Origin of the sequence: Limnohabitans sp. DM1, assembly GCF_001269385.1 — a bacterium.
Lineage (GTDB): Bacteria > Pseudomonadota > Gammaproteobacteria > Burkholderiales > Burkholderiaceae_C > Limnohabitans_A.
In genome coordinates this window covers 46,898-73,103 of the sequence record NZ_CXOO01000038.1, presented here as the reverse complement: position 1 = coordinate 73,103, position 26,206 = coordinate 46,898, and the positions used below count along the sequence as shown (strand labels likewise).

At 59.7% G+C, this 26,206-nt stretch carries 26 protein-coding genes; 10 read left to right on the top strand and 16 right to left on the bottom strand.

Annotation, left to right across the window (positions count from 1 at the left end; translation table 11 throughout):
• On the bottom strand, positions 1-451 hold a 451-nt coding region (locus AMM33_RS15460), incomplete at its 3' end, for a transposase family protein (protein ID WP_194945492.1).
• 24 nt (positions 452-475) lie between these two features.
• Here AMM33_RS15460 and AMM33_RS15455 point away from each other — a divergent pair.
• The 7 genes from AMM33_RS15455 (at position 476) to AMM33_RS15430 (ending at position 5,835) form a co-directional block, all read left to right on the top strand.
• Complete coding sequence (locus AMM33_RS15455; protein WP_090142201.1) at positions 476-946, top strand: DUF445 family protein; 471 nt, start codon at positions 476-478, stop codon at positions 944-946.
• A gap of 26 nt (positions 947-972) precedes the next feature.
• A complete protein-coding gene (locus AMM33_RS15450) occupies positions 973-1,224 on the top strand; it encodes a type II toxin-antitoxin system Phd/YefM family antitoxin (RefSeq protein ID WP_090142200.1) in 252 nt (83 codons plus the stop codon).
• A gap of 244 nt (positions 1,225-1,468) precedes the next feature.
• Positions 1,469-2,446 carry a GMP reductase gene (locus tag AMM33_RS15445; protein WP_090142199.1) on the top strand — a complete coding sequence of 326 codons (978 nt, stop codon included), beginning with the start codon at positions 1,469-1,471 and terminating at the stop codon, positions 2,444-2,446.
• Between the two features lie 277 nt (positions 2,447-2,723).
• The gene (locus tag AMM33_RS22040) at positions 2,724-3,047 is read left to right on the top strand and encodes a hypothetical protein (protein WP_228768171.1); all 324 of its coding nucleotides are present in this window, start codon (positions 2,724-2,726) and stop codon (positions 3,045-3,047) included.
• Positions 3,048-3,147: 100 nt separating this feature from the next.
• The gene (gene tauA / locus AMM33_RS15440) at positions 3,148-4,155 is read left to right on the top strand and encodes a taurine ABC transporter substrate-binding protein (protein ID WP_090142198.1); all 1,008 of its coding nucleotides are present in this window, start codon (positions 3,148-3,150) and stop codon (positions 4,153-4,155) included.
• A 74-nt stretch (positions 4,156-4,229) separates the two neighbouring features.
• On the top strand, positions 4,230-5,018 hold the full coding sequence (locus tag AMM33_RS15435; RefSeq protein WP_090142197.1) for a taurine ABC transporter ATP-binding protein: 789 nt from the start codon (positions 4,230-4,232) through the stop codon (positions 5,016-5,018).
• Positions 5,011-5,835 (top strand): ABC transporter permease subunit, encoded by an 825-nt coding sequence (locus AMM33_RS15430; RefSeq protein ID WP_090142196.1) that lies wholly within the window; start codon positions 5,011-5,013, stop codon positions 5,833-5,835. Before AMM33_RS15435 ends, AMM33_RS15430 begins: the two co-directional genes overlap by 8 nt.
• A 347-nt stretch (positions 5,836-6,182) precedes the next feature.
• Here the strand turns inward: AMM33_RS15430 and AMM33_RS15425 are convergent, their stop codons facing one another.
• Entirely contained in the window at positions 6,183-7,781 is a 1,599-nt protein-coding gene (locus tag AMM33_RS15425) for a MocR-like pyridoxine biosynthesis transcription factor PdxR (protein WP_090142195.1), read from the bottom strand.
• A 112-nt stretch (positions 7,782-7,893) separates the two neighbouring features.
• Here AMM33_RS15425 and AMM33_RS15420 point away from each other — a divergent pair, with 112 nt between their 5' ends.
• Positions 7,894-8,286 carry a nuclear transport factor 2 family protein gene (locus AMM33_RS15420; protein ID WP_228768170.1) on the top strand — a complete coding sequence of 131 codons (393 nt, stop codon included), beginning with the start codon at positions 7,894-7,896 and terminating at the stop codon, positions 8,284-8,286.
• A gap of 68 nt (positions 8,287-8,354) precedes the next feature.
• On the top strand, positions 8,355-9,773 hold the full coding sequence (locus AMM33_RS15415) for an NAD(P)/FAD-dependent oxidoreductase (RefSeq protein ID WP_090142193.1): 1,419 nt from the start codon (positions 8,355-8,357) through the stop codon (positions 9,771-9,773).
• A gap of 15 nt (positions 9,774-9,788) precedes the next feature.
• Here AMM33_RS15415 and AMM33_RS15410 read toward each other — a convergent pair whose 3' ends face one another.
• The 5 genes from AMM33_RS15410 to AMM33_RS15390 all read right to left on the bottom strand — a co-directional run bounded on the left by AMM33_RS15410 (position 9,789) and on the right by AMM33_RS15390 (position 14,177).
• Positions 9,789-10,088 (bottom strand): hypothetical protein, encoded by a 300-nt coding sequence (locus tag AMM33_RS15410; RefSeq protein WP_090142192.1) that lies wholly within the window; start codon positions 10,086-10,088, stop codon positions 9,789-9,791.
• Positions 10,089-10,096: 8 nt separating this feature from the next.
• Positions 10,097-10,351: a sulfur carrier protein ThiS gene (locus AMM33_RS15405; RefSeq protein ID WP_090142191.1), complete on the bottom strand. Its 255-nt coding sequence runs from the start codon at positions 10,349-10,351 to the stop codon at positions 10,097-10,099.
• A gap of 16 nt (positions 10,352-10,367) precedes the next feature.
• On the bottom strand, positions 10,368-11,714 hold the full coding sequence (locus AMM33_RS15400; RefSeq protein WP_090142190.1) for an NAD(P)/FAD-dependent oxidoreductase: 1,347 nt from the start codon (positions 11,712-11,714) through the stop codon (positions 10,368-10,370).
• 112 nt (positions 11,715-11,826) lie between these two features.
• Complete coding sequence (locus tag AMM33_RS15395; RefSeq protein ID WP_090142189.1) at positions 11,827-13,674, bottom strand: aldehyde ferredoxin oxidoreductase family protein; 1,848 nt, start codon at positions 13,672-13,674, stop codon at positions 11,827-11,829.
• Between the two features lie 26 nt (positions 13,675-13,700).
• Complete coding sequence (locus AMM33_RS15390; RefSeq protein ID WP_090142188.1) at positions 13,701-14,177, bottom strand: 4Fe-4S dicluster domain-containing protein; 477 nt, start codon at positions 14,175-14,177, stop codon at positions 13,701-13,703.
• A gap of 154 nt (positions 14,178-14,331) precedes the next feature.
• Between AMM33_RS15390 and AMM33_RS15385 the strand changes: the two genes are divergently transcribed.
• The gene (locus AMM33_RS15385; RefSeq protein ID WP_090142187.1) at positions 14,332-15,519 is read left to right on the top strand and encodes a helix-turn-helix domain-containing protein; all 1,188 of its coding nucleotides are present in this window, start codon (positions 14,332-14,334) and stop codon (positions 15,517-15,519) included.
• A gap of 23 nt (positions 15,520-15,542) precedes the next feature.
• On the opposite strand, the gene AMM33_RS15380 is transcribed toward AMM33_RS15385, so the two are convergent.
• The 9 genes from AMM33_RS15380 to dxs form a co-directional block, all read right to left on the bottom strand.
• Complete coding sequence (locus AMM33_RS15380; RefSeq protein ID WP_090142186.1) at positions 15,543-16,358, bottom strand: ABC transporter substrate-binding protein; 816 nt, start codon at positions 16,356-16,358, stop codon at positions 15,543-15,545.
• Positions 16,355-17,077, bottom strand: coding sequence for an ATP-binding cassette domain-containing protein (locus tag AMM33_RS15375; protein WP_090142185.1), 723 nt, complete (start codon positions 17,075-17,077; stop codon positions 16,355-16,357). Before AMM33_RS15375 ends, AMM33_RS15380 begins: the two co-directional genes overlap by 4 nt.
• On the bottom strand, positions 17,074-17,817 hold the full coding sequence (locus tag AMM33_RS15370; RefSeq protein ID WP_090142184.1) for an ABC transporter permease: 744 nt from the start codon (positions 17,815-17,817) through the stop codon (positions 17,074-17,076). The genes AMM33_RS15375 and AMM33_RS15370 overlap by 4 nt, the downstream gene beginning before the upstream one ends.
• 130 nt (positions 17,818-17,947) lie before the next feature.
• Positions 17,948-19,747 carry a TRAP transporter large permease gene (locus AMM33_RS15365; RefSeq protein ID WP_090142183.1) on the bottom strand — a complete coding sequence of 600 codons (1,800 nt, stop codon included), beginning with the start codon at positions 19,745-19,747 and terminating at the stop codon, positions 17,948-17,950.
• The gene (locus tag AMM33_RS15360; RefSeq protein ID WP_090142182.1) at positions 19,747-20,346 is read right to left on the bottom strand and encodes a TRAP transporter small permease subunit; all 600 of its coding nucleotides are present in this window, start codon (positions 20,344-20,346) and stop codon (positions 19,747-19,749) included. The genes AMM33_RS15365 and AMM33_RS15360 overlap by 1 nt, the downstream gene beginning before the upstream one ends.
• Positions 20,347-20,476: 130 nt before the next feature.
• Positions 20,477-21,601 (bottom strand): substrate-binding domain-containing protein, encoded by a 1,125-nt coding sequence (locus AMM33_RS15355; RefSeq protein WP_090142181.1) that lies wholly within the window; start codon positions 21,599-21,601, stop codon positions 20,477-20,479.
• A gap of 76 nt (positions 21,602-21,677) precedes the next feature.
• Positions 21,678-22,985: an IS4 family transposase gene (locus AMM33_RS15350; protein WP_090142180.1), complete on the bottom strand. Its 1,308-nt coding sequence runs from the start codon at positions 22,983-22,985 to the stop codon at positions 21,678-21,680.
• A gap of 111 nt (positions 22,986-23,096) precedes the next feature.
• Positions 23,097-24,176 carry a TRAP transporter substrate-binding protein gene (locus tag AMM33_RS15345; RefSeq protein ID WP_090142179.1) on the bottom strand — a complete coding sequence of 360 codons (1,080 nt, stop codon included), beginning with the start codon at positions 24,174-24,176 and terminating at the stop codon, positions 23,097-23,099.
• Positions 24,177-24,358: 182 nt separating this feature from the next.
• The gene (gene dxs, locus AMM33_RS15340; RefSeq protein WP_090142178.1) at positions 24,359-26,203 is read right to left on the bottom strand and encodes a 1-deoxy-D-xylulose-5-phosphate synthase; all 1,845 of its coding nucleotides are present in this window, start codon (positions 26,201-26,203) and stop codon (positions 24,359-24,361) included.
• Positions 26,204-26,206: the final 3 nt, after the last annotated feature.

Sequence of the window (26,206 nt, the reverse complement as noted above, 5' to 3'; positions counted from 1 at the left end):
CCGAGTGATCTGCCAAGCCACAGGCCATCTCAACATACTTTTCGCACACGGCCAGAACCTTGTGCGGCGACTCCCCGACAAGACGCGAGACGGCGGCAAATGGCATCTGGCCAGACAGCATCAGAATGAAGGCTTCAAACAGCAAGGTGAAGCCATTAAGTCGCCCGGCAAAATCAGGCTCGACCAACCGCACCGAACCGTTGGGAAGTTTCACGCGAGGCGTGCGAACTTGCAGATGGCACTCGTGTTGAAAGAAGTTCAGGTGCCGATACGTCTTGGCCACCGTGTCGTGCACACCATGCAGCCCATCGTGACCCGAGACTGCAAAGCGACTGCCGACTTTGAAGTCAATCAATATCGTCAAGGTCTTGGCACCTTCGTCGAACTCAACCGAGGCAACGCACCACGGGTCAGTGATGCCCAGGGCAGATTCAAACAGCTTGGCAGTCATCAATTCACGCTCAAAAGTTGATCAATATGGCAGAAGCTTACCCACTCAAATTTCAAGAGAACCCAAAAAGACTTCAACGACATCAAAGACCGCCTGCTGCAGTCGCCAGAAGTGCGCGATTTTCTGGGCACGGTCTGGATGGATGTGAAAGCGCGGCTCGTGGCCGATCTGGCCTCAGACAATTCCAGCCTGGCTGGGCATGCCGAACGCGCCTTACAAGGCCTGGGCCAACGGCTCGCCAGTGATGAAGGACTGCGCCAATCGGTCAACCATTATTTTGAGCAAGTGGCCGGGCAATTGGCTGACCAGCTGAACCAGGGCATTCCCAAGCACATTGCCGACACGATCAAGGCCTGGGACGACAAGCAGCTGGTTCAAGAACTGGAACGCAGCGTGGGCCGTGATTTGCAGTTCATCCGCATCAATGGCACCTTGGTGGGGGCGGCGCTTGGGCTGGGGTTTCATGGGCTGCACTGGCTGGGTGCTTTCGCGTAGCATCCAGTTCTTGATTTCGTGCCTATATGCAAGCTATTGATGCCGATGTGGTGATCAGCATGTCCGAGTTCAAGAAAAACCCGGCCGCTGTGCTGCGCGATGCCAAAAGCAGACCCGTTGTGGTGCTGAGCCACAACAAAGCCGCTTTTTACAGGGTTAAACCTGCCTTGTTTGAAGCCTTGCTCGAAGAATTGGCTGATCAGGATTTGCACCGCACGGTGTTGTCTCGCATGGGTGAGCGGTCTCTCGCCCTTGAGGTGGACATTGACGCCATCTGACCCATTTCGGCCAAAATGGTGGCCGACTTGACCCAAAACGCCAACAACCGCCACTGAGCAAGCTGATCTGCTGAAAAATCAGGCAGCCCTGAACCGAGTAGAATCAGCCACCGGGCCCAAGATTCTTGCGCCCGGTTTTTTTTGCCCTGAACCTGCAAGGGGTTCGCTGTAAGGGGACAGAAAACCGGCCAAGCCAAGCGCTCACTCGTTCTTTCAACGATCCTTTTTGGAGCTTGGTTTTCTCATGGAAATTTTTGACTACGACAACATCCTGTTGCTGCCACGCAAATGTCGCGTGGAAAGCCGTTCTGAGTGCGACGCGGGCGTCACGCTGGGCCAGCGCACCTTCCGCCTGCCGGTGGTGCCTGCCAACATGAAGACGGTGGTGGATGAAAACATCTGCCTGTGGATGGCGCAAAACGATTACTTCTACGTCATGCACCGTTTTGACCTGGACAACGTTCAGTTTGTGCGCGACATGCACGGCAAGGGCGTTTACGCCTCGATCTCGCTGGGCGTCAAGGCCCCCGACCGCGCCACCGTGGACCAGCTGGCTGCTGAAAAACTGGTGCCCGAGTACATCACCATCGACATCGCCCACGGCCATGCCGACAGCGTGCGCGACATGATCGCCTACATCAAGGCCAAACTGCCTACAAGCTTTGTGATCGCGGGCAACGTGGCCACGCCCGAGGCCGTGATCGACCTGGAAAACTGGGGTGCTGACGCGACCAAAGTGGGCGTGGGCCCCGGCAAGGTCTGTATCACCAAGCTCAAGACCGGTTTTGGCACGGGTGGCTGGCAGTTGTCGGCGCTCAAGTGGTGCGCCCGAGTGGCGACCAAGCCCATCATTGCCGACGGCGGCATCCGCAGCCACGGTGACATCGCCAAGAGCATCCGCTTTGGTGCAAGCATGGTCATGATCGGTTCGCTGTTTGCAGGCCACGAAGAGTCGCCCGGCAAGACGGTCGAAGTCGATGGCGAGCTGTTCAAGGAGTACTACGGCTCAGCATCTGACTTCAACAAGGGCGAGTACAAGCACGTTGAAGGCAAGCGCATTCTGGAGCCGATCAAGGGCAAGCTGGCCAACACGCTGATTGAAATGGAGCAGGACGTGCAAAGCTCGATCAGCTACGCCGGTGGCACCAAGCTGATGGACATCCGCAAGGTGAACTACGTGATCCTGGGAGGCGACAACGCGGGTGAACACCTGTTGATGTGAGCCTTTCAAAGCGCAGAAAAAAGGGGAGCCAAGGGCTCCCCTTTTTGATTTCAGAAAGCCATTGACTTTGAGCACCCCCGATGGCGCTTGCCGTTGATGATCTTGAACTGTGATGCACTGAACGCCTCATCTTCGTCATCGAGTGGGCTGTCCATGCGTATCTGCGGGCGTTGCGTGGGCGTGTTGCAAGTGATGACCTGTGCTGTGCTGGCGCCCTATTGCCAGCAGGGCTGGCTCCCACAGCATGAAAGCCGCTATTTTTGTAGGAGCACACCCCGTGGGCGATTTCACGCGTACCAACACCTCACGCCATCGCCCACGGGGGTGGGATCCGCAAAAGAGAATTTCCACTTACATCGTCACCGTCAAGTTTCGTCAGCTTGGCAGACCTCCACAAAACCCCAATCAAGGCGGCGCGCCAAGGCCCCGGACAAACCCTGACAAGGGTGATGCCATCGCTGGATTGAAAGTGGCCGTTGAGGCTCGGGCATCCTTGTGTTTACAGAGTGAAACAGTGTACTTTTTGGCTCGTCTGGTAAGCCCAATGGGTGCGCCATCAACGCCCAAACTGGCCCTGAAAAAGGCCATCAACTGGCTCTAGTTTCTGCCTTGAGACAGCCCCAAACTGGACGACAGCAAATGCCTTGATCGGCGTTTGCAAAGACGCCCACACGTTTGAAAAACCCATAAGGAGACAAAGCATGACAACACGTCGATCCCTTCTTTCAGCCACGCCCGCGCTGGGCTTGTCGCTGATGCTCTGCGGCCTGGCCCATGCGCAAGCGGCCAAGGAAGTCACTTTCGCCCACCAGGACATGCTGGTGCCTTTGCGCACCGTGATGGAGTCGGGCGAGCTGGAAAAAGCCACCGGCTACAAAATCAACTGGCGCATGTTTGGCGGTGGCGGCGATGTGATCAAGGCCATGGCTTCGGGCGGCGTGCAAATCGGCGAAGCAGGCTCCAGCCCCTTCACCGCGGCGGCCAGTCAGGGCCAGGACCTCAAGCTGTTCTGGATTCTGGACGACATCGCCGATGCCGAAGCCCTGATTGCGCGCAACGGCTCGGGCATCAACAGCATCAAAGACTTGGTGGGCAAGAAAGTGGCCACGCCCTTTGTCTCCACGGCGCACTACCAGTTGATGGTGGGCATGAAGCTCGAAGGTGTGGACAGCAAAAAGGTCAACGTGATGAACCTGCGCCCACCGGAAATCGCAGCCGCCTGGGAGCGCGGCGACATTGATGCGGCCTTCATCTGGGACCCGATCCTGAGCAAAATCAAGGGCAACGGCAAAGCGATTGCCTCCTCGGCCAGCATCGGTCAAAAGGGCTACCCCACCTTTGATGGGCTGGTGGTCGATGCCAAATGGGCCGCGCAAAACGAAGGCTTCATGGTCGCGCTGGTCAAAGCCCTGATCAAGGCCGACGAGGCCTACCGCGCCAACAAGGCTCAATGGACTGCTGACTCAACCCAAGTGAAAGCTGTGGCCAAGTGGACCAAGGCCAATGCCGCCGACGTGCCTGCAGCCATGGCGCTTTACAAATTTCCCACGGCTCAGGAGCAAATTTCGGCCACCTGGCTCGGTGGTGGCGCCGCCAAGGCCATGACGAACACGGCGGTCTTCCTCAAAGAGCAAGGGCGCATTCAGGAAGTCAAGCCGAACTACTCGGCTTTTGTGACCGACGCCTACGTCAAGAAAGCCATGCAGTAAGGCTGCCGGCCTGTGTCAGCCCCCTGCGGCCCAGGCTGCAGGGGGATTGTTTGTTTACTGTGACTACGCAATCCATGCCTTTACTTGAAGTCAAAGACCTGACGGTCAACTACGCCATCCAGGGCGGCACCTTGCAAGCCTTGGCCCCTGTACAATTGCAAATGCGCGATGGCGATTTTGTGGTCGCCCTGGGCGCCTCGGGCTGCGGCAAGACCACCTTGCTCAATTGCCTGGCCGGTTTTCTGCCGCCTTCCAGCGGCGACATCCTGCTGGACGGCCGCCCCATCAGCGGGCCAGGCGCCGACCGGGGTGTGGTGTTTCAAAAGCACGCCTTGATGCCCTGGCTCAATGTGCTGGACAACGTGGCCCTGGGCTTGCGCCTGCGCGGCGTACCTGCCGCCGAACGTGCCCGCGTGGCCATGGACAAACTGGCCCTGGTGGGCCTTGAAAAATACGCCGAGCGCGGCGTCTACGAATTGTCGGGTGGCATGCAGCAGCGCGTGGGCATTGCCCGCGCCCTGGCCAACGACCCGGCCGTGCTGCTGATGGACGAACCCATGGGCGCACTGGACGCCTTCACCCGAGAGACGGTGCAAGAAATCCTGCTCAAGGCCTGGGCACAAACCCACAAAATGGTGTTCTTCATCACCCACTCGGTCGAAGAAGCGCTGTTTCTGGCCACCCGCCTGATCGTCATGAGCCCCAGCCCCGGACGCATCACCCACACCTTTGAAGACCTGCCTTTCTCACGCGCCTTTTTGAGCCACGGCGATGCCCGCCGGGTCAAGTCCGATCCCGAATTCATCCGCATGCGCGAAGAAGTCCTGTCCATCATCCACCACCGGGAGGCAGCCCATGACTGAGCACAACAATGCGAGCGCGCCCTTGAAAACCAGCGCCTTCAAAATCCCCGGCGAAGGCTCCAGCTTGACCATCAGTGTGGTCACCCTGCTGGTGCTGCTGGGCCTGTGGACGCTGACCACGTCCATGGGCTGGATCAAACCCTTGTTCCTGCCTTCACCGCAGGCGGTGTTCACGCAGTTTTACGAATACATCACCGGCACGGCCAACGACAAGCCCTTGTGGGAACACTTCGTCGCCAGCATGCTGCGCGTGTTTGGTGCCTTTTTACTGGCCAGCCTGGTAGCCATTCCGGTGGGCATCGCCATGGGCATGTCGCGGTTCTGGCGCGGCATTTTCGACCCGCCCATCGAGCTGTACCGGCCCCTGCCACCCCTGGCCTATTTGCCGCTGATCATCATCTGGTTCGGTATTGACGAGTTACCCAAGGTCTTGCTGATCTTCTTGAGCTGTTTTGCCCCGCTGGCCATGGCCGCACGCTCGGGCATGCGCAGCGCCTCGCAAGAACAAATGAATGCGGCCTACTCTATGGGCGCAAGCTATGCACAGGTGATCCGCCACGTCGTGCTGCCCGCCGCCTTGCCGGAAATTCTGGTAGGTATGCGGGTGGCCATCGGCTTTGGCTGGAGCACCCTGGTGGCCGCTGAAATGGTGGCCGCCAATGTGGGCCTAGGCCAGATGGTGCTGAACGCCTCGAACTTCCTGCGCACCGACATCGTGATCATGGGCATCATCGTCATCGGCGTGGTGGCCTATGGTTTTGACCTGCTCATGCGCGCCGTCGAACGCCGCCTGGTGCCCTGGAAAGGCCGGATGTAAAACGCACCAAACCCGGGGCAGCAGCCCATCGCCAGCAGGGCTGGCTCCTACAGCAAACCAAAGGCATTTTGTAGGTGCTTGCCCTGCAAGCGAACACCCGCAAACCTCAAACGCACGCATCGCCAGCAGGGCTGGCTCCTAAAGCAAGCCAAAGGCATTTTGTAGGAGCTTGCCCTGCAAGCGATCACCCGCAAACCTCAAGCGCACGCATCGCCAGCAGGGCTGGCTCCTAAAGCAAGCCAAAGGCATTTTGTAGGAGCTTGCCCTGCAAGCGATAAGCCCTAGCAAACCCTCAACCGTCACCATCGCCAGCAGGGCTGGCTCCTACAAAAAACCGGCAGGCAAACTCAATGCAATCGCGCCAGCACGCGCGGCACGCCGCGTGCCTGGGCCAGTGCGTGCACCGCCACGGCGAGGGCACGGATGCCGGGGCCAATTTGGTCCACTCCGATGGACGACAAGCGCAGGCGAAAGAAGGGGCAAGGATAAAGCGGGTGCATGAAAAACACCTCGCCCGCTTCGATCAGCACGCCTTGTTCACGCGCCATGAGGGCCAGCTCGGCGGTGTCCACCCAGTCAGGGGCACGCACCCACACCGAGGCGCCGCCCGTGGGTAACTCGAACTGAAAATCCGGCAGCTCGCGGTGCAGAGCCTCGCCCACGGCCTGCATGCGGGCCTGCAAGGCCTGGTTCACGCGCCGGGCATGTGGCTCGTGGTGTCCAAGGGACAGGAAATGCGCAAACGCGTGCTGCAAAAAAGCACTGGGGTGGCGCACCATGGCGTGGCGCAGCACCCGCAACTCGGTAGTCAGGGCACGCGGCGCCACGATGTAGCCCAGGCGCAAGGATGGTGACAGGCTCTTGGAGATCGAGCCCACATAAATCACACGCCCGACCTTGTCCAGACTTTTGAGCGCGGGCATGGGCTCGCCCACATAGAGGTTCTCGGCCTCGTAGTCGTCTTCAATGACCACAAAGTCGCGCTGCTCGGCCAGGGCCAGCAAACGCTTGCGCCGCTCCAGCGAAAGGGTGCGCGTCGTCGGGCTCTGGTGCGAGGGCGTCACATACACATAGTCCAAGGGTGGCAAGTGATCCACCACCAGCCCCTGATCGTCCACCGCCAGGGCTTGCCACTGTGGCTGACGTGAGGCGAAACTGTTGCGTGCATGCGGGTGCCCCGGCTCCTCCAGGCCCACGCGGGATTGCGCATCGAACAAGGCCTCGCCCAGCATGTAATAGGCGTGCTGCGCCCCCACGGTGATGAGGATTTCCTCGGGCAGCGCAAACACCCCCCGTTTGGGCAAGAGGCGCAGGCGGATCTGCTCGATCAGTTCGGGCACATCACTCAGCTCAAAGTCGGGCGTCCACTGCGGCAAATGAACCCGCGCCAGGCTGTGCACACAACACTCGCGAAACGCTTCGGTCGGAAACAGCTGCGGATCAAAGGTGCCGTAAACAAAGGGGTAAGGGTACTGGCGCCACTGGTCGGGCTTGGCCAAGGTGCGGCGGTCGCTCAGTGAACGGATCAGTCGTGCAGACCAGTCCGGCGAAATCGGCTGGGCCATCGCTGGCGCCTCACGCTCAGGCTGATTTTGTGGCGTGCGCACAGCCTCGGGCAAGGGCTTTGCGCGCCAATCGGCTTTGGGCAAACCCGATGGGCGTGGATCGCCATGCACTTTCACAAACACTCCGCTGCGTGGATGCGCCTCGAGAAAACCGTCATCGATCAGCCGCATATAGGCCGATGTGACGGTGTTGCGGCTCAGGCCCAGCGCCTTGGCCAATTCACGCGATGACGGCAAGGTGGCGCCGGGTGGCAAACGCCCTTCCAGAATGGCCTCGACAGCGGCCATGCGCAGGCGTTGCTGCAAGGGCATGGCGGGCTTGTCCTGCAAGGCAAAAAGGCTCTCCCACTGAACATCTTTGGTGCGGTGTCGACTGGTCATGCAACTCAGTATAAGCAAGCCCGCTGGCACACGCGATTTACCCCATCTGGCTCTATGCACTCCACAAGGATTGGCTATTCTCAAAGCCATTGACCACCCTCTGGAGAGCCCCTTGTCAGCCCCTGTCACCATTGCCACCCTCGAAGCTTTCACCGACGCCTGGAACCGCCACGATGTGGATGGGCTGCTGAGCTTCATGCACCCCGATGGTGTCTTCATGACAGCGGGTGGCCCGCAAGCTTGCGGCTCGCGCCACCAAGGCCATGAGGCCTTGCGCAAGGCCTTTCCGGGCGCATGGGCCACGGTGCCCGACGCGCAATGGATCAACGGCAAACATTTTGTGCAAGGTGACTTTGGCGTGTCCGAATGGACCTATGTCGGTACGTCAACAGACGGCTCGCGCATCGAAACCGACGGCGTGGACATCTTTGCCTTCAAGGACGGCAAGATCCTCTCCAAAAGCGCTTTCCGCAAAAACCGCCCCAACCTGCCCGCCGCGAAATAAGTGCACCCGCTGCCAGGCCCCGCCGCGCAGCCTGTGAATCAGACTTGCCCCCTTTAGAGAGCCCGCTCATGACGCCCCACGACGCAGCACGCAGCGACACCCGATACGACCCCCAATACGATCCGCTGGTGCATGCCACCCCCGGTGCAGGCCGCGACTACGCGCCCAGCTACTGGGTCGCCAGCGCGGGCACGCCGCCGCCAGACGACGGCCCGGTGCAGCACGACATGGATGTGGATGTGGTGGTCATCGGTGCGGGCTCGACCGGCATCTCGACCGCCTTGTATCTGGCGCAAGAACACGGCATTCAGGCGGTGGTGCTGGAAGCCAACCAGAGCGCCTGGGGCTGTTCAAGCCGCAGCGGCGGCCAGGGTCAAAACGCCAGTGGACGCCTCACCCGTGCGCAATGGATTGAGCGCTGGGGCCTGGACGTGGCCAAAAAGCTGGATGCCGAAATCCGCACGGGCTTCGAGAACTTCAAAAACCTGGCTTTCGAGGTCGATTGCGACGCCTCCGATGGCGGCCACCTGTACGTGGCGCACCGCCCCGAAAAAGTCGCCTACCTCAAAGAGCAGGCCCGGGTGCGCAACGAGATTTTTGGCTACAAGACCCAAATCCTCTCGGCCGACGAGCTGCGTCAAAACCACTTCAACGATCACGATGCCGCAGGCGCCATGTGGGAGCAAGAAGGCGTGGGCGTGCACCCGCTCAAGTTCACCTTTGGCCTGATCCGCAAGGCCCGCGCACTGGGTGTGAAACTGCACACCGCCAGCCCCGTGCAAGGCTGGGAAACCATCCATGGCGTGCACCACCTGCGCACCCCGGGCGGCACCGTGCGCGCCAAACGCGTGGCCGTGTGCACCGGTGGCTACACCGGACAGGCCTTGAGCCCGCTCACCAAAAACAAGCTGCTGCCCATCTTGTCCAACAACATGGTCACCCAGCCCCTGACGCCAGCGCAAATTGAGGCCGCTGGCCTCAAAACCCGTGTCTTTCTGACCGACACGCGTACCCTGCGTTTTTACTACCGGCTGCTGCCTGACAACCGCCTGCAAATCGGCAGCCGCAGCGCCGTGACCGGGGCCGAGTCGCCCGAGCCCAAACACCTGAAACTGTTGACCGACGGCATTGCACGCAAATTCCCGACTTTGGCGGGCATCCCCATCGAGCACTCTTGGTGGGGCTGGGTCGACGTGAGCCACGACATGATGCCGCGCATAACCCAACCCGACCCCAGCCAAAGCGTCTGGTACGCGCTGGGCTATGGCGGCAACGGCGTGTCGTTTTCCACCTGGGCCGGCAAACGTCTGGCCGAACGCGTGGCCGGCAAAGACGCAGGCCAGGAAGTCTTCCAGCTGCCGATCTACAACAGCGAGCTGACCTACCCGCACTTTTTGCACCTGTTCCGCTCGCAAGCCCTGGCCCCCTTCCGCCGCTTGGGCCAGAGGTTTTTATACAAGTGGTACTGGTGGCAAGACGAGATGTGATGACCCGGGCAAGCCTCAGCCGCCGCCGCGCTGGGTGTACAGGTCAAAGTGGCGCATGAAGGTGTAGCGTTCTGGGTCGCTCAAGCCCTCAAACTGGAAGTGCATGCGCAGCACGGGTAGGCGAATTTGTGCAATGACGCGTGGGGGCATGACTTGCCAGCGCAATTGCAGATGCCCCGCACCGATGGTGATGCGTGCGCTGCTGGCCTGGCATTGCATGGGGTGCTGGCCCACAGCACGGGGCAGCCACCCCAGCCATTCGGCTTCGGTACAGCCCATGTCGCGCTGAAAAGTTTCGGCGTAGCTTGCTTGCATCGAGGACTTCAGCCGCCTGCAACAGGCGGCCAGATGGCCAGCACATCGCCCTCAACCAGGGCGTGCGTGCCTCGGTCTTCGGGGGCGATGTATTTGCCATTGACCAAGACCAGATGCACCAGCTTGGGGGGCAGACTGAAGGAGTCGATGACTTGCATGATGGTGGTGCCAGATGCCACGTCCATGACGATCTGATTGCTGCGGCGAACCTCGGCAGGCAGATAGTCGGTGAGCGTGGCAAACAGTTTGAAGGTGATGTTCATGCGTGGATTGTCACTTCTATCTGCGACGCGCATCGGCCGCACCACTCCATTGACCCTGGCCTTGCGCGCAGGCCAGATAGGCGTCCATGAGGCGTGTGGGGTCTTGAATCAGGCGGTCTTTCCAGTCGCCCAAACGCACTTGGCCTTCGACCAGCCCACGCATGACGCCCACATGCTCGGTCCAGCCCACAGAGTTGCAGCCCACCATGACATCGTCCTTGAACTGCAGACTCAGGTGTTTGCCTGCGGCTTGGTCGGTCAGCTGGGCTTGTTCGCCACCTTCAACACCTTGCCAGTTGCCAAAGCTGGTGGAAATCAGGCCCAGGGTGTCGAGCACGTTGATCTGGGTCACGCCCTTGAGGGTGGTGTGCTGACCGGCCATGTTGAGCGCGGCCACGCGGGCTTGTTCAGCCGCGTTGGGCTGGATGGCACTGACGATGGTCTGGCCACTCACGTTGTCAAAAGCCTCGGCGCAGTCACCGGCGGCATAAATGCCTGGCACATTGGTTTGCAGGCACTGATCGGTCAAGATGCCCTGCAAGCAAGTGATGCCGCTGTCTTTGAGGAAGCCGATGGCCGGGCGCACGCCGGTGGCGCTGATGACCAAATCGGCCTCGACGGTTTGACCGTTGGACAGGCGCACTTGCAAGCCTTGGCCTGCGGGCGCAGAGCCGCCCAAGCCAATGGCGCTGGCCAATTTGCCCAAGATGCCGCTCGGTGTACCGGCAGGCTCAATGGATTCAACACGGGTGCCCACATAGACCTTAACGCCTTTGGTTTCGCACCAGTCGCGGATCATGCCGCCCGCCATGGGACCCATCATGCGGGGCACCATGCGGTCACCCATCTCGACCACCGACAGTTCGACGCCGCGCTGCTTGAGCGCTTCCATGATGATGCAGCCAATGAAGCCCGCGCCCATTTGCAAGACTTTGGCGCCAGGCTTGGCCAGTGCGGCAATGGCGCGGGCGTCGGCCAGCGTCCAGCAAGGGTGCACACCGGGCAGGTCCATGCCTGCAATAGGCGGACGCACGGGCTGCGAGCCGGTGGCGATCAGCAATTTGTCAAAGGCCAGCTTTTGGCCGTTGTCCAGCACCACTTGCCGCGCCACGGTGTCCACCTGGGTGGCGCGTGCGTTCATGATGTCGATGCGCAAGTCGGCAAAGTGGGTGTCGCCCTTGCGCAGCCAAGTGCCTTTTTCTTCGACGTTGCCGATCAGCAAATAAGGAATCGCCATGCGCGAATAAGGCGCTTCTTTTTCGTCACCGACGATGGTGATGCGGTCTTGGGGGCAGTGCTTGCGCAAGGTTTCGGCGGCGATGACGCCTGCAGGGCCTGCGCCCAGAATGATGTGATGGGTCATGGGGTTTTCTCCAGAAACAGACAGCGGCCCCTCGGGGCCGCTGTGGTTCCTGTAGAAGCGCGCGCCTGCAGCGAAGGCTTCGCGAGCAGGGCTCGCTCCTACAGGGGCAAGGTCACAGGCCCAGACGTTCCCGTGTGGCCGATGTGGGTCGGCCTTCGCCGTCCCAGCCACGCGCGTCGTAGTACTTGGGCAGCATCTCGTCCAACTTGCTGACCATGCCTTTGCCGGGGCCGGTTTTGGCGGCTTCGGTCATCAGGCGTTTGGGCAGGTTGTCGTCGGCTTTGGTAAAGCCTGCTGCGTTGTTGAAATCGCGCTCCATGTTCCAGATGCGCTCACCGATGTGGGCCAAGTGTTCCATGGTGAACTCTTCGCCGCATGCGGCTTGCACCTGAGGGGCCACGTCAGCCAGTGTCCAGGCAAAGCTGGTGAACACGCAAATGCCGGCCGAGTCAAAAGCGGCTGTCGCATCTTGGAAAGCCTTGACCAGTTCTGGTTTGCCTTCGTGCTCGGTGGGCTCGGTCTTGACCGGGATGCCCAGCACTTCAGACGCGATGGTGTAACCACGCAGGTGGCAAGCACCACGGTTGGACGTGGCGTAAGCCAGGCCAATGCCCTGGATCACACGGCCGTCGTAGGCTGGGAATTCCTGGCCCTTGACGCTCATGGACAGGTCGGGGTGGCCGTACTTGGCGGTCAGGCGTTTGGAGCCCAGGCCAATTTCCTTGCCAAAACCAATGCCCTTGGCGGTCATGTCGACAAATTCACACAAGGCTTCGGCAGAGCCGAATGGCGCTTCCACACCAATTTGCTCTTTGGTCAGCACACCCATTTCATACAGCTCCATGACGGCGCCGATGGTGGCACCGAAGCTGATCGGGTCAAAGCCTTCTTCGTTGCAGATCATGTTGGCGTATTGCAGGGCTTCGAGGTCTTTGACGCCGTTGGCCGCACCCAGCGCCCAAGCCGCTTCGTATTCCAGGCCGCCATTGGCGCCCCAATACTCAGGCTTGTTCTTGACCGAGAAGTGGCCTTCGTCCATTTTGCTGATGCGACCGCAGGCGATGGTGCAACCAAAGCAAGCCTGGTTGGTCACCAGGTGCTTTTTGCCGTCGGTCTCGCGGGGCGTGACCATGGCTTCGGCCGAGATGTCCTTGGCGCTTTCGAACTGCACGTCGCGGTGGTTGCGGGTAGGCAAAGCACCGACTTCGTTGATCACGTTCATCAGCACCTGGGTGCCGTAGGCGGGCAAGCCCTGGCCGGTGACGCCGTTGTCGGCCAACACCTTTTTGGCGGCCTTGGTCGCCGCCATGAAGGCCTTGGGGTTTTGCACGTTACCCACACCAATCGTGCCGCGCACGGCGATGGCCTTGAGGTTTTTGCTGCCCATGACGGTGCCCACGCCCGAGCGGCCAGCCGCACGGTGCAGGTCGTTCACCACGGCGGCATACAGCACGCCGTTTTCACCGGCCTTGCCAATGCTGGACACGCGCAGCAGCGGGTCTTGCAGGCTGGACTTGAGGATCTCCTCAGTCTTCCAGACGCTTTGGCCCCACAGGTGACCGGCGTCGCGCAGCTCGACTTCGTCGTCGTTGATGTAGAGGTACACCGGCTTGGCCGATGCGCCTTCAAAAATGATCATGTCCCAACCGGCCATTTTCAGCTCGGCCCCCCAGTAGCCGCCCGAGTTGGAGCAGGCAATGGCGCCAGTCAGTGGGCCTTTGGTGATGACGGTGTAGCGGCCACCGGTAGAGGCCATGGTGCCGGTCAGCGGGCCGGTGGCCCAGATGATTTTGTTGTCGGCCGACAGCGGATCGACTTTGGGGTCGACTTCGCTGATCAGGTATTTGCTGCCCAGACCGCGTGAACCCAGATAGGCCTTGGCCCATTCCATGTTCAACGGTTCGGATTTGACGGTGCCCGCAGTCAGGTTGACGCGGAGAATTTTTCCAGCCCAAGACATGTTGATGCTCCTTAAGGGTGGGGGGTTTAAGCCGCAGAGGGCTGATTGCCCAACTTGTCGGCCCACTGTTTCATTTTGTCCATGCCGGTCCAGTTGGCATCAACAAAGGTGATGGCGCCGGTGGGGCAGGCGTCGGCACAAGCCGGATCGCCACCGCACAGGTCGCACTTTTGCACCTTGCCAGTTTCTTGCACATAGTTGATCGTGCCAAATGGGCAGGCGATGGTGCAAACCTTGCAGCCCACGCAGGTGGACTCATTGACCACCTTGGCGCCCGTGGCTTTGTCCACGGTGATGGCTTCCACTGGGCAGGCGTGCAGGCACCAGGCTTCGTCGCACTGGGTGCAGGTGTAAGGCACTTTTTTACCGGTGTGGTGGAAATCGAACACCTTGATGCGCGACTTGGATGTGGCGTATGTGCCGTAGTTCTCGAAAGAACAGGCCATTTCGCACTGCAAGCAGCCGGTACATTTGTCCGGATTGATGTGCAGGACTTTCTGCATGTGGATCTCCTGTGAAGTGGCGGGCTGTTCAAGCTCGCGCTTATGAATCAGAATGCATAGCGATTGTTGGCGCATACACCTGTAAACCGATACGGATTAACCCTAGGTTTAACAGGGTTGCACTCATAAATTCTCAGCTTGATACACATCTGACATGTCCCTGACTGCCCTCAACAGCGACCGCTTGCAGCGGATAGAACAAGCCCGTGAACTGGTGTTTCAAGGGCGCTCTGGCCACTTGCGCCCCGGCGAATCGCAGGCAGGTGTGTCGCCTTGGCTGACCCAGTCCTGGAAACGTTGCCTGGCCATGGGCCTGCAGCCGCAGCAAAGCGTAGGGTTTGACACCGTTTCGGCTCAGCAAATGCGCCGCGTGCAAGAAAACAGCCGCCCACTGGTGCAGGCGGCCCAGCCTGTGCTGGTGGAGCTGGCCCGTGCGATTGCCGACATCCGCTATTTCGCCATCTTGACCAATGCACAGGGCATCGTGGTCGATGTGCACGGCCCGGTGGACCGCCAAGACCGCCGCGCCGACGCCATTGCCCGTGTGGGTGTGGACCTGTCAGAGCGCTCGGTGGGCACCACGTCCATCAGCGCAGCCTTGACCGAACTGCAACCGGTCTGGCTGCACCGGGGCGAGCATTTTTTCCAAGACAACAGCGTCTACAGCTGCGCCGGGGCACCGGTTTTTGGTCCTGACGGCTTGTGCGCGGGCATGCTGGACCTGACAGGCATCGAAACCACCGAACGCCCGGCCCTGAAACATCTGGTGCGGCGCTCGGCCCGCAGCATCGAAAACAGCTGGCTGCTGTCCACCGGACACGCGCTGGTGCTGCGCCTGAACTGGCCCGGCAACCAAGCCGGCGACGACAGCGACGGCTTGATCACCTTGGGCCCGAACGGCCACATCTTGGGTGCCAACCCAACCGCGCGGCAAATGTTGTCTTTGTCGCCCACCCCGGAAGGCGAGTCCTTGCACGCCAGCGATGTGTTTGCCTCTGCCTGGGAAAACCTGTTCGACGCGGCCCGGCGAAACAGCAAAGGCGCAGCGCAGACCCAAGAGTTGCCCCTGTGGTCAGGGCTGCGCTTGCAAACGCAGGCTTGGCTGGCAGGGTCTTCGGCGCAGGCGTTTCACGCTGCACCGTCGGGCCATGGCGCCCACACCGCGCCACCCGAGCCCCCAATTGCGGCCATGGCCCAGGCACCCAAAGGCCTGAAAGACGCACAAACCGAGATGATCCGCGAAGCCGTCAAACAGGCGCGAGGCAATGTGGCCGAAGCGGCCCGTGCCTTGGGCATCAGCCGCGCCACGGTGTACCGCAAACTGGGCAGCGGCAAGGCTTGAATATCGCCCCAGCCGCGAGTCACTCAACGCGTTGCGTTCGGGAAAAACAACTGCTCACCGCCGATTTTGTAGTCGGCAATCACACCCTGACCAGCGGCCGAGGTGATCCAGTCCACAAACTTTTGCGCATCGACCTGCTTAACATGCGCATGTTTGGCCGGGTTGACCACCATCACGCCGTATTGGTTGAACAGGCGTTGATCACCCTCCACCAAAATGGCCAGATCGGCGCGGTTTTTGAAGTTCAGCCAAGTGGCGCGGTCGGCCAACAAATAGGCCCCCGAAGATGCCGCAATGTTCAAAGCCGGGCCCATGCCGCAGCCACACTCTTTGTAGCCACTGCCCTTTTTGTCGTCTAAATTGGCCATCTTCCAAAAACGCAATTCGGCCGCGTGTGTGCCGCTCTTGTCACCGCGAGACACAAAGGCAGCATTGCCGGCCGACAACTTGGCCAAGGCCGCCACAATGTCTTTGCCTTTGGTGGCTGCCGGGTCGGCCTTGGGGCCGATCAGCACAAAGTCGTTGTACATCACAGGCAAGCGCTTGATGCCAAAGCCATCGGCCACAAATTTCTCTTCGGCCACCTGGTCGTGCACAAACACCACATCGGCGTCACCGCGCCGCGCCATGTCCAGCGCCTGGCCCGTGCCCAGGGCCACCACTTTCACATCCAGCCCACTGGCCTTTTTGAAGGCAGGCAAGAGGTGCGCAAACAAGCCCGACTGCTCAGTCGATGTGGTGGACGACATGACGATGGACTGGGCTTGTGCCCAGACCGAGGTGCTGGCCAAAACCGCACACACCAAGGCGCGACGGGTGAGAGAAAAGGGGTAGGTCATGAAAGTTCTCCTTGCACAAAAGCATGGGCTGCCGGGCTGCATTGGGCCAGCACGGCAGGGTTGAAAAAATCGGCCACGGGCAAGTCGGCCATCACTTGCCCGAACTCCAGATAAACGACACGGGTGGCCAAGCGTTTGACTTGGCCCAAGTTGTGGCTGGCCCAGACCAAGGTCAAAGGGCGATCTTGAGCGCCAGCGAAGTCGGCCATCAGAGCTTCGACTTCGCGTTTGGCATGCGGGTCCAGACTGGCCGTGGGTTCATCCAGCAGCAGCACATCGGGCTGGCATGCCCAAGCGCGGGCCAAGGCCAGGCGCTGTTGCTGCCCGCCAGACAACTGGCGGCCGTTTTGCTGCGCCACAGACTGCAGGCCCACGCGCTGCAAAGCCTGCTGCGCCAGCGCTTGGGCGGCCGACCAACGCAGTCCGCGTGCGCGGTCCAGCCACAGGCCCAGCGCCACATTGTTCAAGGCCGACAGACGCAGCAAATGCGGCCTTTGGAACAGCATGGCCTGACGAACACCCGGCGCTTGTTGCACCTGGCCTTGCGTGGGCCGCACCAGCCCGTGCAAGGTGCGCAGCAAAGTGCTTTTGCCCGAACCATTGGCCCCCACCAGCGCCACGCGCTCACCCGCCTCGATGCGCAAGCTCACGCCCATCAAGGCCGTTTGTGCGCCCAGCTGCACGCTCACCGCGTCCAGACCGATCTGCGCGGCGCTCATGGCTGCACCCCTAGGGTTCTGCCCTCAGGCGCGGGTCGCGCGTTGCGCCGCTCACCCCACAGGCGAAGCCCCGCCACCAGCGCATTGAGCAGCAGCACCACCGCCAGCAAGACCATGCCCAACCCCAGCGCCAGCGGCAAATCGCCTTTGCTGGTCTCCAATGCAATGGCGGTGGTCATGACCCGCGTGAAGCCATCGATGTTGCCGCCCACGATCATCACCGCGCCCACCTCCGAAATGGCGCGGCCGAAGGCGGTGACGCCAATGGTCAGCAAGGCCAGGCGTTCGTCCCAGGCCAGCAGCAAGCTGCGCACCCAAGGCCCTGCGCCCAGCGATGCCCACTGCTCGCCATGCTGGCGCTCCACGTCTTCGACCACTTGGCGCGTGAGCGCGGCCACCACCGGCACCACCAAAATGAACTGGGCCAACACCATGGCCTTGAAACTGAACAACCAGCCCAAAAAGCCCAAAGGCCCTGTGCGGGACAGCAGCAAATACACCACCAGGCCCACCACCACAGAAGGCAGCGCCAGCAAGGTGCTCAAGCCCACCAGCACCGCCCCCCGTCCCCGAAAGCGCGACACCGCGAGCCATGCCCCCAGCACCACGCCCACGCCGTAGGCCAGCAGGCAGGCCGTGGCACTCACGGCCAAAGACCGGGTGACGACCACCCACAGGGCAGGATCGAAAGAAGTGACAAGGTTCAGCGCCGTCAGGACGCTGTCGGAGAAGGTGTTCATACAGCGCTGTGGATGCTAAGGCACAAGCCCTAAATAAGGCATGAGGGGTGTCCACTATGAACCCGTTTGCATAGGTCGATCTCCATGAAAAAAGCCCGGCGAACCGGGCTCTTCGTGGGGCGACAGGAATTTACTTCTTGCCCGCCTTCATCTCGGCTTCCAAGGCCTTGGCTGGGTCCTCTTCGGCCGGCGCATCTGTCGCAGGCTTCATGTCGTCCAAAGACACTTCGTCGTCCTTGTCGCTGTCTTCACCGGCGCGGTCGAGCATCTGCTCGAAAGCCGCATCGGCATCGATCTTGACGCCTTCCTTCAGGCCGCCTGTCACTAGGCTGGGGAAGACGATGATGGACGCTACCATGATCAACTGCAAGACGATGAAGGCGATCGAGCCTTTATAGATCTCCGAAGTTTTGACTGCACGGATGTTTTCACCCGTGATCCGGTCCTTGTAATCGTTTTTAGGCGCCACGCTGCGCAAATAGAACAGCGCAAATCCAAAAGGCGGCGTCAAAAACGAGGTCTGCAGGTTCATCGCCACGATCACGCCAAACCAGATCATGGCTTGGTCGGCGGTCATGCCGGGCACCAGCCCAGGCAAAATCTTTTCAGCCACGGGGGCCAGGATCGGGATCACGATGAAGGCGATCTCGAAGAAATCAATGAAACAACCCAGAATAAAAATCAGGATGTTCACCACGATCAGGAAACCGATCGCACCGCCGGGCATGTCAATGAACAAGTGCTCCACCCAGATGTGGCCATCGGCGGCATTGAAGGTGAAACTGAAGACAGTGGAGCCGATCAGGATGAACAGCACAAACGACGCCAGTTTGGCCGTATTTTCGAGCGCCTGATTCATTAATTTTTTGTCCAGGCGTTTTCTGCTCACGGCCAGGATCAGAGCGCCCAAAGCGCCCATCGCGCCGCCTTCTGTGGGTGTCGCGACACCCAAGAAAATCGTACCCAGAACCAAAAAGATCAGGATCAGGGGTGGCATTAGCACAAAGGTCACTTGCTCGGCCAAGCGCGACAACAAGCCTAGGCCCATGAGCCGGTTCACGATGGCCAAAGCCAAGGCCACCAGAGAAGCCACCGTCATCGACATGATCACGATTTCGTCATCGGGAGAGGGCAGGGTACGTTCGAGCCAAGCGGTCATGATCCCATCGTGGACAGTCGCCCAGACGTAGCCCACCACAGTGCACAAAATCAAGAGCAAGAACAAAGACACATGGCCAGATTTGCCATTGGCTTCGCGGTAAATGCGGGCTTCTACCGGCAGCGCGGGCACCATGGCCGGCTTGAAAATCGCCACCACGACAATGAACAGGACGTACAAACCCACCAACAACAGGCCGGGCAACAAAGCACCGGCGTACATATCACCCACCGAACGGCCCAATTGGTCGGCCAAGACAATCAACACCAAAGAAGGTGGGATGGCTTGCGCCAAGGTGCCCGAAGCCGTGATGGCCCCGGTAGCGATCACACGGCTGTAACCGTAACGCAGCATGATGGGCAATGAGATCAGGCCCATGGAGATGACGGCAGCTGCCACCACACCCGTGGTCGCAGCCAACAAGGCACCCACCAAAATCACGGCAATGGCCACGCCACCGCGCACCGGACCAAACACCTGGCCCACCGTCTCCAGCAAATCTTCGGCCATACCGGATTTTTGCAAGATGATGCCCATGAAGGTGAAAAACGGAATGGCCAGCAAGGTATCGTTTTGCATGATGCCGAAAATGCGCAGCGGCAAAGCTTGGAACAAGGAGGGCGGGAACAGCCCGGCTTCCATGCCAATGAAGCCAAAGCCCAAGCCGCAAGCTGCCAAGGCGAAAGCCACAGGAAAACCGGTCAGCAGCAGTACAAACAAACCGGCGAACATGATGGGCACAAAGTTCTGTGCCAAGAAAGTCGCTTCCATCAACGTGCTCCCTGCGCTTGTTGCGCGATTTTTTCAAGTTCCAGCATTTCTTTTTCTTCGTCTGACATGGTGCTTTCGGAAGACAAAGGGTCTTCTCCGGCCCCGGTTAAAAACGACAAGCGCTTGATCAACTCCGACACACCTTGAAGCAAGAGCAATCCAAAACCGAGCGGCACCAAAGCATAAACAGGCCACCGAATCAGGCCGCCCGCGTTAGAAGACATCTCTCCCGTGTTGTATGCCTGAATGAACAAAGGCCATGAGAGGTAAATGCACATGAAACAAAACGGAAACAGGGCCAGCAAGATGCCCCCCACATCGATCCAGTTGCGGGCACGCGCCGTCAACATGGCCGAAATAAAGTCAATCCGCACATGGGAATTTCTCAGCAAACCGTAACCTGCGCCTAACAAGAAAACGCCAGCAAACAAGTACCACTGGATCTCCAGCAGCCCGTTCGAACTCACATTGAAAGCCTTGCGAACGATGGCATTGCCTGCACTGATGAGGGTCACGATCAAAATCATCCAAGTGGTGCATTTGCCCACGGACTCGTTCAAACGGTCAATGCCGGATGATATTTTCAATAAAAAAGACATTTAGCCTCCTGCAAAACTGGCGCGATTGTAATTCTGTGTTGGCGCGTTCCCGAATCAAGCCCCCGAAAACCCGAGTTGATATTTTCGGCGCTCGGCTTGAAAGCCTTTCAAACCTTTGGGCAGATACGATTCAAGCGCCTGAGTGGGGCCTTGAAGACCTGAATTGCCACCAAGGAAGCATGCTGCGCAAGGATTGCACCTGGCCGGTTTGGAGTGTCGGGCTGTAGCCGCCCAGGCCCTGCAGCTTGGCTTGCCAGGCTGAACTGCTCAGCAAACGCCGCAATTGCAAGACGGGCGGGGTATCGAGCGCCGAGGCCAAGCACACCAGCCAATAATGCTCCTGGTGCAGAGGCACAAAATCGAGGCCATGGACATGGGCGGCGTGGGCGATGCCCAGCCCCACATCGGCCTGACCCGACGCGATGCGCGCGGCCACGGCAGCGTGTGAGTTTTCCTCCTGCGCATAGCCACTGAGCGCCGTGGGCAATAAGCCTCTTTCTTCCAAACACTGGTCCAGCAACAAACGGGTACCGGTTCCGCTGCTGCGGTTGACAAAGCGCACACCCGCTTGGTACAGATCGGCCCAATCCCGCAAGCCCAGGGGGTTCCCCTTGGCGACCATCAGCCCTTGCGAGCGCTGGGCAAAACCGATCAATTTGTGCTGACCCGTTTTGAGCAAGGGCTTGTAGGTGCGGGCGACCAAGGACTCGGCGTCGGGTTGCCAAGGGGCATGAAAACCGGCCACATGGCATCGCCCCTCGTTCAAAGCGCGAATCGCATCCACGCTGCCACAAAACCGCAGGTCCAAATGCAACGCTTGGGATGCGGCCTCTTCGCGCAGCAGGTCCATTGCCGCGTCATGGCTGGCAAACACCGGCAGGGCCAAGTGGGCGGGGTCAAATGCCACCGCAAATGTTCTTTCCAGGTCGGCATGCAAGGCACTGATTTGCGGCAATAGCCGAGCCTGCGCCTGGCGCTCTGCCCAGAGCAACTTGTCGGCAAAACCGGTGAGTCTGGCCGCCTGGCCCTTTTCCCAAAAAATCAGGGCCTGACCCAAACTTTGCTCCCAGCGCTTGAGTTCACCCCAGACGTGGCGGTAAGACAAGCCCATGGCCTTGGCGGCCCCGCCAATCGAGCCGGCATCGCGCACCGCCTGCAACAAGTCCATGAGCGGGTTGCGCAGCGGACTTTGGCGGTTGCGCACCAGTTCAGCGCCCAGGGATGCCCATTTGTAAGAAAGCTCGATGTGTTGCATGGTGGCGAGTTTGCACCACGACACGACCCATTTGAGAAACTCATGGAAAAAGGCCCCGAAGGGTAATGCCAGTCAGTTAAGAGCTGACTGGCATTTTTGCTGGGTATTTGGCTGCCTTTGTTTTTACAACCCGAGGGTATGAACGTTTACGCCTTGGCGGCAAAACAAATAAATGTGCCTGGTCAAACAACAGCTGCAACCGTTTGGGCACCGTCCCAGCCGACTCCAGTGGCGCAAAACGCAACAGATCAATGATGGCCATACTCGCAACGTGAAAGCCCATACGCAATGGCTCCACCTTCACGTGTGCAGCCATCTGGCGCATCAGTCTGCGCAACAACGTATATGCAATCAGTACGCCCCACAGCTCCTGTCGCACCAGCTGCGGCTGTTTGCTGCGCAGTGTCCATTGCGAACTTTGCAATGAGTGCTTGATCTCCCGAAATCCCAACTCAATCTCCCAGCGCTGCATGTACAGCTTGGCCAGTTCTTTGGCCGGATAGCGACTCGCATCCGTCAGCGATGTGATGAACCGGCGCTTGCGCCCACCCAGCTGCACCTCAATCAAACGGGCTTGCCAATGGCTTGGCAATTGCGGATCGATCTTTCTGGCAGTCGGCGACACTGGCATGCTGACCAAACAGTCATGCTCATCGTATTGGACGATAACTTCGTGGCGCAAGTTGTCTTTGGCTCGCATCAGCCAGTGCCTGTCTTGTCCCTGCGACTGCCAGTTGAGCAAAAAGGCTGCCGAGAAGTAGGCCCGATCAAACACGGTCAGGGACTGATCGATGTTTTGTAAATCTGCTGCCAGCGTCAGCTCGCCCTGACTCATGGCGCCCATGCGTGCATCGAGCAACTCATGACTGTACGTATCCATCAGGCAGACTGCTCGAATTTGAGGCCACCCACCCGAGCCATGTTGATTGCTGCTGCTGCCCAAGGCCAAACGGTTGTCTGGGGTATCGGGTGTCGCCCAGACAACGCCATCAACGGCCAGAAGGCGCAGGCCCAGCACGCGCTGACAGACGCACTCGCAGGCTGTCCACCCCTGACAAAGCAGGCGAAACAAATGTGCCAAAGGCTCTTCGCCCAAACGCTGACGTCCGTCAACGGCAGCGCTGGGCACGCTTAAGGGTTGATTGTGCAACGTCAATTGCAGCTGCCTGGCCACGTCCCAGATGGGCTGATTGCGAAAAAGAGCCAATCCGATGACCAGCCAAATAACGTGTTCGGCAGGCAGCTTGCGTCGTCGTATGGAGGCTTTGCCTGTGGTGCTCAGGACTTGGGTAATCCACTGAGGGTCGATAAGGCTGCTGAGTTGATCCAGCCGCTGGGGGGTGCGTTGAAGTGTTTGGGAAAGATCGTTTTGCAGCCAGCTCATGAAAAAGGGAACCGTGTTTGAACAGGGTTCCCTTTTTAAATTAAAACCGGTCAGCTCTTAACTGACTGGCATTACCCCGAAGGGCCTCTTTTATTCGATCGCGCCCGCAGATTACAGCTTGGCCGATTGCATGTAGCGATCGAACGTGGCTTCCGTGAAACGGAACCACTGGTTCTGGTCCTTGCGGAAAGCCGAGTAGTCGTCGTAAATCTTCTTCCAGTTCGGGTTGGACTGGCGCAGCTCTTCGTACAGGGCCATGGACTGCTTGAAAGCCTCGTCCATCACCACCTTGGGGAAAGGCTTGAGCTTGACACCACCGGCCACCAAGCGCTTGAGGGCCGCAGGGTTACGATTGTCGTAACGCGCTTGCATTTCGGTGTGAGCGTAAGACGCAGCAGCTTCCACAATGGCCTGGTTCTCTTTGGACAGGGCGTTGAAAGCGGCCTTGTTGATGTAGAAATCCAGCTGAGCGCCACCTTCCCAAAAACCTGGATAGTAGTAATTCTTGACCACTTTTTGGAAACCGAGCTTCTCGTCGTCGTAAGGACCCACCCACTCCACGGCGTCGATCGTGCCCTTTTCCAAAGCTTGGTAAATCTCGCCACCGGGGATGTTTTGGGGCACAGCGCCCATTCGGGTCAAGACCTTGCCTGCGAAACCGCCCACGCGGAATTTCAAACCCTTGATGTCCGCCAGGGTCTTGATTTCCTTGCGGTACCAGCCACCCATTTGGGCACCTGTGTTACCACCGGGGAAATTCACGATGTTGTACTTGTCGTAGAACTCGCGGAACAGTTTCATGCCATTGCCGTCGTAGTACCAAGAGGTGAGCTGTCGGCTGTTCAAACCAAAAGGAATGGCTGTGCCCAAGGCGAAGGTGTCGTCCTTGCCAAAGAAGTAGTAAGGGGCTGTGTGAGCAGCCTCGACTGTGCCTTGCTGAACACCGTCCACCACACCGAAAGCGGGCATCAATTCGCCAGCAGCGTGCACGGTGACGACAAACTTGCCGCCAGACATGGCATTGACTTTTTCAGCAAAAACTTCGGCAGCACCAAAAATGGTGTCCAAGGCCTTGGGGAAGCTGGAGGCAAGACGCCAGCGAATGGCGGTCTGCGCTTGGACAGCAGGTGCAGCACCAGCAGCCAAAACGCCAACAATGCCGGCGTTTTTAATGACGGAACGACGATCCATGAGGAACTCCTTGTGATGAATACTCAAACCCGCTTGTAAGGGGTCGCTTGACAAAGCAGGGCGTATTGTAGAAAGCCCCAAGGCTCAAAACCGTGGGGGTTTACCCTTTTTTAAATCATTAAATTGAAAGGGCTTTAGCAATACCGCCAATCTCATAAAAACGAGACTGACCTGTGATGGGCTCAAAGCCAGCGCTGCCGAATCGACGCCTCGATGCCGGCCGCATCCAACCCCTGCAAAGCCAACAGCTTGGCCGGGTCGCCATGCTCAATAAATTCGTCGGGCAAGCCCAGGTGCAAAACGGGTCGGTTGATCTGCAAGGTCTGCAGGGCTTCACCTACCGCGCTGCCCGCACCGCCCATGATGCAGCCCTCTTCCACCGTCACCAGGCGCTCATGGGTTTGGGCGATTTGGGCCAGCAAATCCACATCCAGCGGTTTGACCCAGCGCATGTTGACCACCGTGGCGTTGAGCTTTTCAGCGGCCTGCAATGCGGGCGCCAACAAAGTGCCAAAGGCCAAGATGGCCAGTTTTTCGCCTTGGCGGCGCACTTCGCCTTTGCCAAAAGGCAAGGTGTCCAGATCTCGTCCGGGCTCGGCCCCCACGCCCGCACCGCGTGGGTACCGCACGGCCACCGGGTGGTTCTGCGCGTAAGCGGTGCTCAGCAGCTGGCGGCATTCGCGCTCGTCGGCCGGGCAGGCCAGACTCATGTTGGGGATGCAGCGGATGTAGGCAATGTCATAAGCCCCCGCGTGGGTGGCACCATCGGCCCCCACCAAACCGGCACGGTCCAAGGCGAACACCACGGGCAGGTTTTGCAGCGCCACGTCGTGGATCAGCTGGTCGTAACCCCGCTGCAAAAAGGTCGAGTAGATGGCCACCACGGGTTTCAGGCCTTCGCAGGCCATGCCCGCGGCAAAGGTCACGGCGTGCTGCTCGGCGATGCCCACGTCGTAATAGCGCTTGGGAAAACGCTGGTGGAATGCCACCATGCCCGAGCCCTCGCGCATGGCGGGCGTGATGCCGACCAGGCGCATGTCTTTCTCGGCCATGTCGCACAGCCACTGCCCAAACACCTGGGTGAAGGTGGTTTTGGCGGGCGTGGCCGCAGGCACCAGGCCAACACTTGGGTCGAACTTGCCGGGGCCGTGATAGGCCACCGGATCGGCCTCGGCCTTCTCGTAACCTTGGCCCTTTTTGGTGACCACATGCAAGAACTGCGGGCCTTCCAGGTGTTTGATGTTCTCCAGCGTCGGGATCAGCGAATCCAGGTCGTGACCGTCAATCGGGCCGATGTAGTTGAAGCCGAATTTCTCAAACAGCGTGGCGGGTACGACCATGCCTTTGGCGTGTTCTTCCAGGCGCTTGGCCAGCTCAAACAGGGGGGGCGCGTTTTTGAGCACATTTTTGGCACCTGCCTTGGCCGCCGAATAAAAACGCCCGCTCATGAGCTGTGCCAAGTAGCGGTTGAGCGCCCCCACGGGTGGGCTGATCGACATGTCGTTGTCGTTCAGGATGACCAGCAGTTTGCAGTCTTCCACCCCTGCATTGTTCAGGGCCTCAAAGGCCATGCCAGCGGTCATGGCCCCGTCGCCGATCACGGCAATCGAATGGCGTGACTCGCCTTTTTGGCGGGCCGCCACGGCCATGCCTAAAGCGGCCGAGATGCTGGTGGACGAGTGCGCCGTGCCAAAGGTGTCGTATTCGCTCTCATCGCGGCGCGGAAATCCCGACAAACCGCCAAACTGGCGCAGCGTGGGCATGCGTTCTCGGCGGCCCGTGAGGATTTTGTGCGGGTAGGTCTGGTGCCCCACGTCCCAGACGATGCGGTCTTCGGGGGTGTTGAAGACGTAGTGCAAAGCCACCGTCAACTCCACCGTGCCCAGGTTGGAACTCAGGTGACCGCCGGTTTTGGAGACATTGTCGAGCACACAGTGCCGCAGCTCGTCGGCCAGGCGCGGCAAGTCCGAGCGTGCCAAATGGCGCAAGTCAGCGGGGGATTGGATGGAGTGGAGGATTGATGTCATGAC

Bases quoted from the DNA above. Each gene is read 5' to 3' on its own strand.
- AMM33_RS15395 (WP_090142189.1), bottom strand. From the start codon at position 13,674: ATGTCTTGGGCTGGAAAAATTCTCCGCGTCAACCTGACTGCGGGCACC.
- AMM33_RS15380 (WP_090142186.1), bottom strand. From the start codon at position 16,358: ATGACCTACCCCTTTTCTCTCACCCGTCGCGCCTTGGTGTGTGCGGTT.
- AMM33_RS15365 (WP_090142183.1), bottom strand. From the start codon at position 19,747: ATGGAAGCGACTTTCTTGGCACAGAACTTTGTGCCCATCATGTTCGCC.
- AMM33_RS15435 (WP_090142197.1), top strand. From the start codon at position 4,230: ATGCCTTTACTTGAAGTCAAAGACCTGACGGTCAACTACGCCATCCAG.
- AMM33_RS15450 (WP_090142200.1), top strand. From the start codon at position 973: ATGCAAGCTATTGATGCCGATGTGGTGATCAGCATGTCCGAGTTCAAG.
- AMM33_RS15385 (WP_090142187.1), top strand. From the start codon at position 14,332: ATGTCCCTGACTGCCCTCAACAGCGACCGCTTGCAGCGGATAGAACAA.
- AMM33_RS15430 (WP_090142196.1), top strand. From the start codon at position 5,011: ATGACTGAGCACAACAATGCGAGCGCGCCCTTGAAAACCAGCGCCTTC.
- AMM33_RS15410 (WP_090142192.1), bottom strand. From the start codon at position 10,088: ATGCAAGCAAGCTACGCCGAAACTTTTCAGCGCGACATGGGCTGTACC.
- tauA (WP_090142198.1), top strand. From the start codon at position 3,148: ATGACAACACGTCGATCCCTTCTTTCAGCCACGCCCGCGCTGGGCTTG.
- AMM33_RS15360 (WP_090142182.1), bottom strand. From the start codon at position 20,346: ATGTCTTTTTTATTGAAAATATCATCCGGCATTGACCGTTTGAACGAG.
- AMM33_RS15370 (WP_090142184.1), bottom strand. From the start codon at position 17,817: ATGAACACCTTCTCCGACAGCGTCCTGACGGCGCTGAACCTTGTCACT.
- AMM33_RS15350 (WP_090142180.1), bottom strand. From the start codon at position 22,985: ATGAGCTGGCTGCAAAACGATCTTTCCCAAACACTTCAACGCACCCCC.
- AMM33_RS15375 (WP_090142185.1), bottom strand. From the start codon at position 17,077: ATGAGCGCCGCGCAGATCGGTCTGGACGCGGTGAGCGTGCAGCTGGGC.
- dxs (WP_090142178.1), bottom strand. From the start codon at position 26,203: ATGACATCAATCCTCCACTCCATCCAATCCCCCGCTGACTTGCGCCAT.
- AMM33_RS15390 (WP_090142188.1), bottom strand. From the start codon at position 14,177: ATGCAGAAAGTCCTGCACATCAATCCGGACAAATGTACCGGCTGCTTG.
- AMM33_RS15405 (WP_090142191.1), bottom strand. From the start codon at position 10,351: ATGAACATCACCTTCAAACTGTTTGCCACGCTCACCGACTATCTGCCT.
- AMM33_RS15355 (WP_090142181.1), bottom strand. From the start codon at position 21,601: ATGCAACACATCGAGCTTTCTTACAAATGGGCATCCCTGGGCGCTGAA.
- AMM33_RS15425 (WP_090142195.1), bottom strand. From the start codon at position 7,781: ATGACCAGTCGACACCGCACCAAAGATGTTCAGTGGGAGAGCCTTTTT.
- AMM33_RS15445 (WP_090142199.1), top strand. From the start codon at position 1,469: ATGGAAATTTTTGACTACGACAACATCCTGTTGCTGCCACGCAAATGT.
- AMM33_RS15345 (WP_090142179.1), bottom strand. From the start codon at position 24,176: ATGGATCGTCGTTCCGTCATTAAAAACGCCGGCATTGTTGGCGTTTTG.
- AMM33_RS15400 (WP_090142190.1), bottom strand. From the start codon at position 11,714: ATGACCCATCACATCATTCTGGGCGCAGGCCCTGCAGGCGTCATCGCC.
- AMM33_RS15415 (WP_090142193.1), top strand. From the start codon at position 8,355: ATGACGCCCCACGACGCAGCACGCAGCGACACCCGATACGACCCCCAA.